General features: G+C 72.6%; 12 protein-coding genes. 11 read left to right on the forward strand and 1 reads right to left on the reverse strand.

The genetic code is table 11. The features are described 5' to 3' along the window. Positions 1-131: 131 nt before the first annotated feature. Genes ACYU7L_RS09895 through ACYU7L_RS09940 form a run of 10 tightly spaced genes read left to right on the forward strand, consistent with a single transcriptional unit; the run spans position 132 to position 10,476 of the window. The gene (locus ACYU7L_RS09895) at positions 132-1,355 is read left to right on the forward strand and encodes a sugar transferase (RefSeq protein WP_460795641.1); all 1,224 of its coding nucleotides are present in this window, start codon (positions 132-134) and stop codon (positions 1,353-1,355) included. After that, positions 1,355-1,837, forward strand: coding sequence for a UDP-N-acetylglucosamine--LPS N-acetylglucosamine transferase (locus tag ACYU7L_RS09900; protein WP_460795643.1), 483 nt, complete (start codon positions 1,355-1,357; stop codon positions 1,835-1,837). The genes ACYU7L_RS09895 and ACYU7L_RS09900 overlap by 1 nt, the downstream gene beginning before the upstream one ends. Further along, positions 1,834-2,400 carry a glycosyltransferase gene (locus ACYU7L_RS09905; RefSeq protein ID WP_460795646.1) on the forward strand — a complete coding sequence of 189 codons (567 nt, stop codon included), beginning with the start codon at positions 1,834-1,836 and terminating at the stop codon, positions 2,398-2,400. Before ACYU7L_RS09900 ends, ACYU7L_RS09905 begins: the two co-directional genes overlap by 4 nt. Further along, complete coding sequence (locus tag ACYU7L_RS09910) at positions 2,397-2,930, forward strand: acyltransferase (protein ID WP_460795649.1); 534 nt, start codon at positions 2,397-2,399, stop codon at positions 2,928-2,930. The genes ACYU7L_RS09905 and ACYU7L_RS09910 overlap by 4 nt, the downstream gene beginning before the upstream one ends. Continuing rightward, positions 2,930-4,237: an O-antigen ligase family protein gene (locus ACYU7L_RS09915; RefSeq protein ID WP_460795651.1), complete on the forward strand. Its 1,308-nt coding sequence runs from the start codon at positions 2,930-2,932 to the stop codon at positions 4,235-4,237. Before ACYU7L_RS09910 ends, ACYU7L_RS09915 begins: the two co-directional genes overlap by 1 nt. Beyond that, positions 4,218-5,369 (forward strand): hypothetical protein, encoded by a 1,152-nt coding sequence (locus ACYU7L_RS09920; RefSeq protein WP_460795655.1) that lies wholly within the window; start codon positions 4,218-4,220, stop codon positions 5,367-5,369. Before ACYU7L_RS09915 ends, ACYU7L_RS09920 begins: the two co-directional genes overlap by 20 nt. Next, positions 5,366-6,301, forward strand: a complete 936-nt coding sequence (locus ACYU7L_RS09925; RefSeq protein WP_460795658.1) for a glycosyltransferase family 2 protein — start codon at positions 5,366-5,368, stop codon at positions 6,299-6,301. The genes ACYU7L_RS09920 and ACYU7L_RS09925 overlap by 4 nt, the downstream gene beginning before the upstream one ends. Then, positions 6,291-7,853, forward strand: a complete 1,563-nt coding sequence (locus tag ACYU7L_RS09930; RefSeq protein ID WP_460795660.1) for an MATE family efflux transporter — start codon at positions 6,291-6,293, stop codon at positions 7,851-7,853. Before ACYU7L_RS09925 ends, ACYU7L_RS09930 begins: the two co-directional genes overlap by 11 nt. Then, on the forward strand, positions 7,850-8,815 hold the full coding sequence (locus tag ACYU7L_RS09935; RefSeq protein WP_460795662.1) for a sulfotransferase: 966 nt from the start codon (positions 7,850-7,852) through the stop codon (positions 8,813-8,815). Before ACYU7L_RS09930 ends, ACYU7L_RS09935 begins: the two co-directional genes overlap by 4 nt. Before the next feature lie 47 nt (positions 8,816-8,862). Then, positions 8,863-10,476: a YncE family protein gene (locus tag ACYU7L_RS09940; RefSeq protein WP_460795665.1), complete on the forward strand. Its 1,614-nt coding sequence runs from the start codon at positions 8,863-8,865 to the stop codon at positions 10,474-10,476. On the opposite strand, the gene ACYU7L_RS09945 is transcribed toward ACYU7L_RS09940, so the two are convergent. Continuing rightward, positions 10,431-11,621, reverse strand: a complete 1,191-nt coding sequence (locus tag ACYU7L_RS09945) for a phosphotransferase (protein ID WP_460795667.1) — start codon at positions 11,619-11,621, stop codon at positions 10,431-10,433. The two genes, ACYU7L_RS09940 and ACYU7L_RS09945, sit on opposite strands and share 46 nt — an antisense overlap. A gap of 97 nt (positions 11,622-11,718) precedes the next feature. Here ACYU7L_RS09945 and ACYU7L_RS09950 point away from each other — a divergent pair, with 97 nt between their 5' ends. Beyond that, complete coding sequence (locus tag ACYU7L_RS09950) at positions 11,719-12,492, forward strand: glycoside hydrolase family 16 protein (protein ID WP_460795670.1); 774 nt, start codon at positions 11,719-11,721, stop codon at positions 12,490-12,492. Positions 12,493-12,495: the final 3 nt, after the last annotated feature.

A 12,495-nucleotide genomic window follows, 5' to 3' on the forward strand; every position in this document is an offset into this window, starting at 1 on the left:
ACTTGGTCCCCGAGGTCGGCGCTGATCCGATCGGTCGGTCCAGGACCTCGGGTGGCCCCCAGCGCTGCACCCCGAGACGAGCCGGCCACTCCCTCCTCCTCCTGGAGACCGGCGCGCTGATTCTGGCCCTCGTGGGACTCGTGCTGAGTGGCCTCCCCGCTGTGCTCGTCGCCTCGACCGGCCTTGCCTGGGTCCTGGTGCGCGCCGCGCGGGCCGGAGGCGATGCGAGCCCGTGGGCCACCGCTCCGCGCTCGATGCTCGAGAGCGTCGTGCTCCTGAGCGCTGGCTCGGCGGCGGCAGCCGCCTGGTCGGTGCTGGCCATCGAGGAGCTGCGTCAGGTGCTGGTGACGACGATGGTCCTCGCCGCCGCAGGCCTCGCGGCGGGTTGGCTGGCTGCTCGGCGACGGGGCGCTGTGCGTGCGATGGTGGTCGGGGACGCGGCAGCCGCTCGACGAGCAGCACAGGGCTGGCGCTCTCCGTCCGTCACCGTCACCGCGATCACCGACGCGGGTGATCCGGACGCCATCGTGGATCTCCTGGACGCGCGGGCGAACGACCCGGTCGACGTCGTGATCCTCGCCCCGGGCTGCGGCCTCGCGGGCCCGGAGCTCCGCCGGCTCGGCTGGGCTCTGGAGGAGATGGGGGTGCCGCTTCTCCTCCTCGACGTCCTGGGGCCGACCGCCCGACACCGGCTCCGCCTGGTCGGGATCGGTGGGCGCCACCTGCTCGAGGTCTGCCCCACCCGCCCGCGGCTGCTGGTCCGCCTCGCCAAGTGCCTGCTCGACCGGGCTGCCGGTCTGGCACTGCTGCTGCTGGTGAGCCCGCTGCTGGTCCTGCTGGCCGTCGCCGTCCGGCTCGACAGCCCGGGGCCGGCGTTCTTCCGCCAGACCCGGATCGGTCGCTACGGGCGCCCCTTCACGATGTTCAAGCTGCGGACCATGCACATCGGGGCCGAGCAGGTCCGCAGCCGACTGCTGGACGCCAACGAGGCGGACGCCGTCGTGTTCAAGATCCGCCGAGACCCGCGGGTCACCCGCCTCGGGAGGCTGCTGCGCCGCTCGTCACTGGACGAGGTGCCGCAGCTGCTCAACGTGGTGCGCGGCGAGATGTCCCTGGTGGGACCGCGACCCGCGCTGCCCCACGAGGTCGCCGAGTACGACGAGGTGGCCCGACGTCGGCTCGTCGTCCTGCCCGGGATCACCGGCCTGTGGCAGGTGTCCGGTCGCTCCGACCTCGACTGGGAGGAGTCCGTCGCCCTGGACGTCCACTACGCCGACAACCTGACGTTCTCCGGCGACCTGGCGATCTTCCTGCGCACCGTGCGCGCGGTCCTGCTCGCCAAAGGAGCCTACTGATGGTCCTTCTCGTCGAGCCGATGACGACCTCCGGCCCCGTCCTCCTGGTGAGCACCCAGGGCGGGCACCTGGCGCAGCTGCTCTCGCTGCGTCCCTGGTGGTCGCGTCGCGAGCGGCTGTGGGTGTGTCCCGACACCCCGGACGTCCGCGACCGGCTGTCCGAGGAGCGCCTGCTGTTCTCCTACGCGCCGACGACGCGCCATCTGCCCAACCTGCTGCGCAACCTGCTGCTCGCCGTACGTGTGGTGCGTCGAGAGCGCCCCGCAATGGTGGTCAGCGCCGGAGCGGGCGTGGCCGTGCCGTTCTTCGTGGTGGCCTGGCTGCTGCGGATCCCGACCGTGTTCATCGAGGTCTACGATCGCGTCGACTCGGCGACCCTCACCGGACGGCTCTGCGGTCCCTTCACCACCCGCCGGATCGTGCAGTGGGACAGCCAGCTCGACGTGTATCCCGACGCCAGCCTGGTCGGACCGCTGCTGTGAGCGCCCTCGTCGTGGTCCTGCTGGGGACCGACCACCATCGATTCGACCGTCTGGTGGAGTGGGCCGACACCGCCGCCGGACGGCTCGCCGCGGACGCCCACGTCGTCATCCAGCACGGTGCCAGCCGATCCCCCCGCACCGCGGAGGGGCATGGCTTCCTGCGCCACTCCGAGATCCAGCACCTCCTCGGCGCCGCGCGTGCCGTCGTGTGTCACGGCGGTCCCGGCACGATCATGGATGCGCAGACCCACGGTCACGTCCCGCTGTGCGTGCCCCGCGACCCCGCACTGGGGGAGCACGTGGACGACCACCAGCTCCGGTTCGCGACGACCGTCGCGCGCGCCGGCGTCGTCCGCCTGGCCGGTGACGAGGCCGGCTTCCACAGTGTCCTCGACGGCCTCCTGAGCACCGGCCCCGTCCACGGCCGCCAGGAGGTCGTCGAGGCTTCACCTCTCCTGCTCTCGCGCGTCCGGTTGGCGCAGGAGCTGGATCAGCTCGACGGCGCGCGCCCGCTGCGTCGATCCTCGCTGCGCAGGACCTGGAAGTCCCGGGTGACGCGATGAGCATCGTCCGTGGGCTGCGCCTCGACCTCGCCATGGCCTGGCGCCACCTCGTCCTCGACCTGGTGGCCGGCTCGGGCCTGGTGCCCCGCCCGGTGCGCTGGGCGCTCTACCGTGCGCTCGGGCTCGATGTCCGGACCCCCAACATCTTCAGCGGGACCCGGATCACCGGGCGCGACCTGCACATCGGCCGCGGCACGTTCCTCAACCACGCGTGCTACCTCGACGTCGCCCAGGGCCGCATCGAGATCGGCGAGCGGTGCCACCTCGGGCCCGAGGTGATGGTGCTGACCGCCACGCACGACCTGACCGACGGCTCGGCGTCGACCCGGTCGACCTACCGCACCACCACCATCGGCGACCGGGTCTGGCTCGGGGCGCGGGTCACGGTGCTGCCCGGCGCGCGGATCGGCGACGGCTGCGTGGTCGCCGCGGGCGCCGTGGTCACCGGGACCTGCCCGCCCGGGGGCGTCTACGCCGGCGTCCCGGCGCGCCGGGTGCGTGAGACCGGAGCGGTCCCGGTGAGCGCCTGATGAGCGCCCCGATGTTCCCGCGTGAGCGGGTGGTCGACCGAGCTGCGCTGCCGGTGGCACTGCTCCTCGTGGGCTATCCGCTGTGGTGGGCGCTCGGCGTGCAGTTCCCCGCGTGGCCGGTGCTGGCCGCGCCGGTCGCGGTCTGGCTCTATCGCAACCGTCGAGGTCTCGCCCTGCCGCCGGGCTACGGCGTGCTGGTGCTCTTCCTCGGGTGGGTGCTGGTCTCCGCGTTGATGCTCACCACCGTGCGCTACGCGGCGGCCTACACGCTTCGGCTGCTGCTCTACCTGGCCGTCGCGGTCTTCGCGCTCTTCGTCTGGAACGCGCTGCGGCGGGGCTTGGAGCCGTGGCGGGTGACCGGCTGGCTGACCGTGCTGTGGGCGAGCGCCGTGCTGCTCGCGGTGCCGGGCGTGCTGGTCGCCAACTTCGAGTTCACCAGCCCGCTGCAGGCGCTGCTCAGCCGAGTGGGGGCCAGCGACCCGTTCGTGGTGGCCCTGACGCACCCGGAGTTCTCCGAGTGGGACCGGCTCTACGGCGTGCCGCGTCCCAGCCCGCTCTTCGCCTACACCAACGACTGGGGAGCCGCCGTGGGCATCCTGACCCCCGTCGCCGTCCATTCCTGGCTGACCGCCCCCAGCCGCCGGTCGCGCCTGGTGATCGGGGCCCTGCTCGCCCTCTCGCTGGTGCCGGTCCTGGTGTCGCTGAACCGGGGCTGCTGGATCAGCATCGGGGTCGCAGTGGCCTACGTCCTCCTCCGCCGCGCCGCGGTCGGACGCTGGCACGTGCTCGTCGGCGTGGCGGGGTGCGGGCTGGTGGCAGCAGCGCTGTACACCTTCGTCCCCGAGGTCAACCGCGTCGTCACGGCGCGCTTCACCCACACCAACACAAGCACGCGGGAGACGCTCTACGACGCGGCTCTGGGGCTCGCCGTCCGGTCGCCGTTCTTCGGCTACGGAGCTCCACAGTCCTCGCAGGGCCTCGCCGACAGCAACGACGTCTCGATCGGCACGCACGGCCAGCTCTGGACGATCCTCGTCTCGCAGGGGTTCGTCGGAGCAGCACTGTTCGTGGCCGCGATGCTGACCATCTGGTGGCATGCCCGTCCCGCGTCGGGTCGCTCCCACGACGTCTGGCTGCACGCCACCGGTCTGGTCCTGCTGGTCCAGATCGCGTTCTACGAGGTGCTGCCCGTGCCTCTCGCCGTCGCCCTCTTCTCGCTTGCCGTCTCCGGCTTCCACCGCACGCGCGATCCGCATGCGCTGGCCCTCACCAGGAAGGAGGACGCGCATGAGCGTCCTGCACCTTGATTCCCGACCCGACTGGACCCCACCCCCGGCGACCGAGCGCCTCGTGCCGATGACCAGCATCGTGCCGTCGATGACCTCGCGGTGGTATCTCCTCGTGGTCGGACTCCTCTGGGGAGTCGCCGCCGGCCTGGCTCTCGGCACGCTGGTCCCCACGACGTACAGCGCCACAGCCGCGGTCCGCTTGGGCAGCGGCCTGGTCCCGGTGGGCCAGATGTCGGCGCCCACCAGCTGGGCCGATGACCAGGTCGGCCTGGCGACCACCCGCAGCACGCTCACCGCGATCGCCGAGGAGCTCGGCGAGGAGGGGCCCGACGTCGTGGCGCAGCGACTCACCGTCACCGCGCGCGAGAACACCTCCTTCGTGGACTTCGGCTACTCCGCCGACTCCGCCGCTCTGGCCGAGGCCGGCGCCGACACCGCCGCCCGGATCTACCTCGAGGTCGCCGAGCGTGATGCACGGGCGAACTGGCAGGCCCAGATCGACGTGGTGCAGAAGCTCATCCTCACCGCGCCGGAGTGGGAGGTCCCCGAGCTGCGGCGTCAGCGACAGGCCCTGAACCGGACGGTCGTCGACCCGGGCGAGGTCGCCGAGGGCGCCGCCGGCCAGGCTGAGCAGGGAGGCGTGAACCGGGCGGCGTTCCCCGTGGCCGGCGGCCTCGGGGGGCTGCTCCTGGCGGCCGCCCTGGCCTACCTTCTCGAGGCCCGCAGCCCCCGCGTGCGTCCTGGCCTCCCGCTCCCGGCCGGTCTGCGCGACCTGGGACGCCTGGACAGCTCCGGGGCGGGGATGATGGCCACGGTCGGCCTCCTGGAGAGCTTCCCGCTCCCCGAGGGTCGGAACAGGCACCGGCTCGGCGCCGCCATGCTCTTTCGCCACAACGAGGAGCTGCTCCAGCAGATCCGCGGGGCGATGGCCGGCGCCTCCTCCGGCAGTGAGATCCAGGTCGTGCCGTTCGACTGCCGGCTGACCGACGGTCTGCAGACCGCGCGGAGCTGCGACGGCGCGCTGCTGGTGGCGGCCACCGGGCGCACCACCCTCGCCCAGGTCGAGGAGGCGGGCGCCCGTCTCGAGCTGCTGGGGGTGCCCTGTCTGGGCGTCGTGACCGTCCCGCGCCGGGCTGCGACCCGCCGATGAGCGGGCAGCAGACCGGCCTCCCCCCGGTCTCGGTCATCGTCGCGAGCCGCGACCGGCTCCCCCTGCTGCGGCGGGCGCTGGACGCGATCTGGACCCAGGACTACGCCGGGCCCGTCCAGGTGATCGTCGTCTTCGACGGAGGAGTGCCCACGGACGCCGAGCTGCCTGCTCCTCGGGTCCCCTCCCGCCAGTGCCTCGAGATCGTGGAGAACCACCGCTCGCCCGGCGTGGCGGGGGCCCGCAACAGCGCCCTCGCCCTGACCACGGCTGATCTGGTCGCGACCTGCGACGACGACGACGTCTGGCTGCCCGGTCGGCTGCAGGTCCAGGTCGCAGAGCTGGGCCGCCACCCCGAGTCGGTCGCCGTGGGGGGCAGCGTGCGCATCGTCCGTGGCGAGGGCAGCGTCGTCCGACGCGCCCCGCGGCACGAGGTTCTCCTCAACGACCTGCTCGATGACCGGGTGATGGAGCTGCACCCCTCCGCCATGCTCTACCGGCGCGAGACACTCGACCGGATCGGCGGCTGGGACGAGACGATCCCGGGCGGCTATGCCGAGGACTACGACCTCCTGCTGCGCCTGGCCCGGCACGGCACGCTGCGCCTGGTCGAGGAGGTGGTCGCCGACATCCACTGGAACGGCGGGTCGTTCTTCTTCAGCCGGTGGCAGACGATCGCGGATGCCCTCGCGGTGGTCCTCGAGCGCTATCCGGAGTTTGCCACCTCTCCTCGGGGGCGGGCCCGCATCCACGGTCAGATCGCCTTCGCCCACGCCGCCATGGGACAGCGTCGCGAGTCGACACGCTGGCTGCGTCGCGGTTGGGCCGACCGACCGCGGGAGCCGCGGCTGGCGCTCACCGCTCTGGTGCTGAGCGGGCTCGTGAGCGCGGGATGGCTCCAGGAGACGCTCCATGCTCGCGGCCGTGGCATCTAGCGCTCCGCGGCTCGCCGATCGGGCCGTGCCGGACGACGGGTGGCAGGGAGCCCCGGGGGAGCGGCGTCAGCTCGCTCGCGGCGGTGCCATCACGCTCGTGGGCGCGATGTATGCCGCCGTCGCCGGGTTCGCGCTCACGCTCGCGGTCGGCCGGCTCTTCGGCGCACACCTCTCCGGCCTCTTCTTCGGTGCCGTCGCGGTCTTCATGATCCTCAACGGCGCTGCCCTGCTGGGCAGCGACACGGGGATGCTGCGGAGCCTGGCAGCCAATCGGGCCGTGCACGCCCACCGCGACGCCTGGGAGTCGGTGCGGGCCGGGCTGTGGCCGGTGCTCGGCTGGAGCCTGCTGCTCGCAGGCGGCCTGACCTGGGCCAGTGCAGACCTGGCACGCGCCTTCGCCCCCGATGACGTGGAGCTGGCCACCGGCTTCCTCCGGGTGCTGGCCGCCACCCTCGTGCTGTCCGCGGTCGGCCAGGCCTGCCTCAACGGCACCCGCTCCTTCGGAAGCCTGCGCCCCTTCGTGCTGCTCTACCAGGTGTGGCTGCCCACGAGTCGGTTGCTGCTGGTGGTCGCCCTGTGGGGTGCGGGCGACGACGGCACCCTGCTGCTGTGGAGCTGGGCTCTCCCGCTGCTCACGATGGACGTGGTCGCACTCGCCTACGTGCTCCTGGCCGCCCGTCGCGGACTGCGGCTGCCGGGTGCTCCCGCCCGACCCCGGCGCGAGGTGTGGGCGGAGGTGTGGCGCTTCAACCTGCCCCGCGGACTGGCCTCGATGTTCGAGATCGGCATCGTCTGGATCGACGTGATCATCGTGGGGCTGATGCTCGGTCCGGCCGCGGCCGGTGCCTATGCCGCCGCGAGCCGGTTCATCACCTCCGGCACGATGGCGATGGAGGCGCTGCGCGTCGGGACCGCGCCGACGCTCGCCGCGTCGTACTCGCGTGGTGAGCTGGACCGCGTGCAGGGCGTCTATGCGCTCTCCTCGGTCTGGCTGGTGCTGCTGTCCTGGCCGATGTTCCTGGCCCTCGCCTCCTTCGCGCCGCTCGCGATGGGTCTGGTCGGTGAGGACTTCCTCGTGGCAGCGACCGCCATGAGCGTGATGGCGCTGGGGATACTGGGCTACCTCGCGCTCGGCAACATCAACTCGGTGCTGCTGATGGCGGGACTGAGCCGAGTGACCGCCGGCAACACCGCCGTCTCGCTGACGCTCAACATCGTGCTCAACCTGGTGCTGATCCCGGTGCTCGGCCTGACCGGCGCCGCCATCGCGTGGGCGAGCGCGCTGACCGTCGACTCGGTGCTCTGCGTGGTGCGCGGGCGGCGGGCGATCGGGGTGGTCCCGCCGTGGCGCGGCGTGCTGCTCGCCGGTGCCGCCGCAACCGCAGCGTTCGGCGTGCCCGGGCTCGTGGTCCGCATCGTGGCCGAGCCCAGCTGGGGGTGGTTCCTGGCCTACGCCGTGGTCTCGATGACGGTCTACGTGACGCTGCTGCGTCGCTGGCGCGTGGCCCTCCAGCTCGACGACCTGCAGGACCTGATGAGGAGAAGACGATGACCCGGTCCCTGGCGTCTGCCCCGACGGGGCGCCGGCCGCTCACCCGGGGGGAGCCGGTGCGCGGCACCACCGACGGGCGCGCGGTGCAGATCGCCAAGGCAGCCACGCCCGCCCTCGCGAAGACGGTGGCGGAGGCGGGAGTACGCCGGCTCACGACGGCGACAGCCGGACTCCGCGAGGGTCCCGGCCTGCTCGTCGTGGGCACCAAGCGGGGTGGAACGACCTTCGTCTGGTCCACGCTGCTCGGACATCCCCAGGTGATGGCGATGGTGCCGGCCGCCAAGCACCTCAAGAGCAGCCACTACTTCTACCAGCACTTCGACCGAGGGCCGGAGTGGTATCTCGGGCACTTCCCCACGCGTCTGGCCCGCAGCCGGCACGCGGCCCGGCACGGCGGGGCACTCTCCCTGGAGGCGAGCCCCTTCTATCTCTTCGACCCTCGGGTCGCCGAGCGCGCGGCGGCCCAGCTCCCGCAGGCCAAGGTCGTGGTGCTGCTGCGTGACCCGGTCGAGCGGGCCTTCTCGCACTACCTCGAACGCTGTCGCGCCGGAGTCGAGACGCTCAGCTTCCGCGACGCGCTGCGGGCCGAGGAGGGCCGGCTGGCAGGGGAGGAGCAGCGGATGGCCGACGAGCCGCACTACTACAGCCGGCCCTGGGACTGGTACTCCTACCGGACCCGCGGCGAGTACGCCGGACAGGTGAGCCGCTGGTTCGACGCCCTCGGGCGCGACCGCGTCCTGGTGCTGCGCAGCGAGGACCTCTACGCCGACGCCGACGCCACGCTGCTCCGGATCCAGGAGTTCTCGGGACTGACGCCGACCCCTCTCACCGGCCGCAAGCGCAACGCGGTCCGCGAGCGCGAGCAGATCGATGCCGTCAGCGCCTATGCGCTGCAGGCCCACTACGCCACCCACAACGAGGAGCTCGCCGAGCTGCTCGACACTCCCGTGTGGTGGTCATGACCAGCCCGATCACCAGTCCCGTCCGTCCTCCCGCAAGGAAGTGCGCCATGCCACCGTCCCGCCCCCTTCCTCCACGCCTGTCCAGGCCCCTGGCTGCTCTCTTCGCCCTGGTCGTGGGCCTGGCCCTGCTGGCCGCGCCACCGGCGGCGGCCTACGACCCCGAGCACACGATCTTCCGTGGCAGCGCCACCAGCATGGGCCAGACCAACGGCCCCGTCTGGGCCCTCGAGATGGCCGGCGGGAGGATCTACGCGGGTGGGGGCTTCACCTCGACCCGCCCGACCGGGGCCGCCGAGGGCACGAGCGAGACCGGCCAGGCCCACCTGGCCGCCTTCGACGCGGCCACGGGGGCGCCCCTCTCGTCGTTCGCGCCGCAGCTGACCAACGACTACACCAACGGGCCCGCGACGGTGCACGCCATGGCGCTGTCCCCGGACGGCAAGACGCTCTACGTGGGCGGTGACTTCAACCGCATCAACGGCCAGAAGGCCGAGCACGTCGCGAAGTTCGACGCGGCGACGGGGGCCTTCCTGGGGCAGGTGGGCTGGAACGGCGTCGACGGCACGGTCCGTGCGCTGGCGGTCTCCCCGGACGGCAACACGCTCTATGTGGGAGGCAACTTCGCCCGCGCCAACTGGACGACGCGACGTGACGCTGCCGCCTTCGACCTGCGCGACAACAGCGTGACGGCGTGGGAGCCCAAGATCAGCGACAACGTCGTCAACGAGGCGCTGCGCGTCACCGCGCTCGCGGTGGCCGGTGGCGGCAACCGGGTCTTCATGACGGGCACCTTCCGCAAGGTCAACGGTGTGGCGGCCCAGGGCTTCATCGCCGTCAGCTCCACCACCGGCGCGAACGTCCCCAACTGGCGCGCCGACTACCTCCTCGCCTCGACCAACTGGGGCACCACGCTCGAGGTGGTCGGCAGCACGGTCTACCTCGGGGCCCGTGACGACCAGGCCGGCAGCCTCGACCGCAAGGAGGGGGTCTACTCCCTCGAGGCGAGCACCGGAGCCGTCAACTGGTATGCCCGGTGCTACGGCGACACGTTCGGGCTGCAGGCCGTCGGCAACGACCTCTACGTCGCCTCCCACGCCCACGACTGCGCCGGGGCAGGGGGGATGCCCGAGACGGCTCCCCGCACCTATCTCGCGATCCATGCCATCAACCGCACCACCGGGATCATGAAGCCCTACTTCGTGCAGACGTCGGGCACCGGTGGCTCGCCGAACACGATGCTGCTCTCGCGGGCGCTGGCCACCGACGGCACCCACCTCGTGATGGGCGGCGGCTTCTCCCGGGTCAACGGCACCGCGCAGGCCAACCTGGCGCGCTTCGCCACGGGCAGCGCGGCCCCGGAGCGGGCCGCGTGGCCCTCGGCGAAGAGCTGCTCGGGGTGCCGCTACGTCGACGTGTCGGTGCTCGAGGGCGCCGACCGCGACGACGTCGACCTGCGCTACGAGGTCTTCCGCGGCTGGGGGCTCACCGACCCGATCGCGGTCGTCGACAGCGAGTCCGCGCCGTACGCCACGGAGACGTTCACGGTCCGCGACACCGGCGTCAGCGCCGGTCAGGAGGTGTTCTACCGGGTGCGGGTGAGCGACCCGGCCGGCAATCAGGTGGTCTCGGTGCGCTCGGCCTCGGTGGTCGTCGGGCGCTGAGCCAGCAGGGCCCGGGCGTGGCCGGCCGAGGCGTCGTTGCCGGCCGCCGCCTGGCCGGCCCGGCGCACCAGCATGTCGAGCAGGAACAGCTCCGCCAGCAGCGGTGCATCCGGCTCCTGGGACCGGGCCAGAGCGGCGGCGGCGCGGAGTCTGCCGGCCGCTCGATCGGCGGGGAAGCCCCGCACGCTCGTCTCGTAGGTGTAGCGCCAGTTCCAGCGGTCGAGACCGAGAGGAGCCATCCGATGGCCGAACTCCCAGTCCCACAGCGCCAGGGTCGCGGCGCCGGTCCAGGCCATGTTCCACGGCGACCAGTCGCCGTGGCGTACGCCGTGGGGCAGCGCGTTCGCGGCCCAGCGCTCTGTCGCCGCCTCGACCTCGGTGCGCACCGCGGCCCACTCCGCGGGCAGCCGCTCGGCGTCGCGGGCCAGGTCGGCCAGCCAAGGGGACTCGTCGAGGGGCAGCGTGTTGCGGGGACGCGCGGCGGTCATCGCCTCGAGCCAGGGGTGGGTGCGCGCGGCGTGGCGTGGGCTGACCCGCCGTACGTCGTCGGGGAGCGGGTCGACGCCGAGCACCAGCGACGCCCCCCACTCGAGCAGGAAGAGCGGTCGTGGCACCAGCAGCCCGGGCACGGCCCGGGCCGCGAAGTCGGCCAGGAACGCGTGCTCTCGCAGCAGCGCTGCGCGGTCGTCGGCGTCGGCGACGACCTTGACGAAGGCGCGGGCCTCACCGGTGCTGTCGGTGACGTTGAGGGTGACCCGCGAGCCCGGTCGGATGCCTGTCGAGAGCACCAGCGCCTCGTCGACCCCCAGGGCCTCGGCCACGGTCTCCAGCAGGGTGCGCCCGTGCGTCGGGGGCTCCGCGTGGAGCAGGTTTCGCCCCGCCCGCTGGGGTGGCAGGCCGACCCTCACGCCCGCAGCCAGGCCGAGCCGCAGGATCCGTCGGGTGTCCGTGCGCAGGTGGTTGTAGCGGCGCAGCAGGCGAGCGCGGGCCACCGCCGGGGTGTCGAGGGGCAGCAGGAACCTCGGGTCGTCGACGTGGGGGACCGCGACGTACCGCTCCGCGCCCGGCGGGACCACCCCGTCGGTCCGCCTTAGGCGGGTGCCCCCCTCACCGTCGGGCCAGACCAAGGCGGACAGCCGATCCACCGCCCACCCCCTCGACCCCTAGGACTCCACCGTGCACTCTGTCACCTCATTGCGTCCTCCGAGACGACAACGCCGTCTAGGGCGCCGCGTCACGCCTGTGCTCCTCGTGATCGTCCTCTCCCTGTCGTGGGGAGTGGGGCAGGTGGCGGGATCGACGCCCGCCGAGGCTCCGGGGCCGCTGACCCGCGGGCCCGTGTGGTGGCAGCTGGTCGCCTCCGAGGAGTTCTGGTGGCTCGACCCCGATCGGTGGTCGGTCTACGAAGGAGTCCCGGGCTGCTGCCCCGCCACGGTGTGGGACCCCGATCGGGTGCAGGTGGGCGGGGGCGTGCTCACCTTGGAGAACCATACCGACGAGCAGGGACGCTGGCTCAGCGGCGGGGTCGGCGCGTGGAGCTGGGAGGACGCCAACCTCGAGCACGGACGCTGGGACGCCAGGATCCGCTTCGACCCCGGGGCGGGCGTGTCCGGCACCGCGCTGCTCTATCCCGGCGTCGGCTGGCCGCCCGAGATCAACTACTGGGAGATCTTCGAGACCTGGGGGACCCGCCAGCAGATGGCGGTGACCACCCACCACGGCACCGAGGACGACCACCAGATGCAGCAGACGATCGTGTCGGGCGACTTCACCCGCTGGCACGTGGCGAGCGTCCGGTGGACACCCACCGAGATCACCTATGTGCTCGACGGCCGGGTGATCCATGTCGAGGAGGACCTGAGCCGGGTGCCGAAGGGCCCGATGTGGCCGGGGTTCCAGACGCACGTGCACACCGACGTGGCGGGCCGGGACCCGGTGCTGCCGCCGGGGGCCTCGAGCGTGCGGATGCAGGTCGACTGGCTGCGCGTCTACCAGCCGCTGCCCACGTTAGGGTGAGTG

Source organism: Nocardioides pacificus (assembly GCF_054775955.1).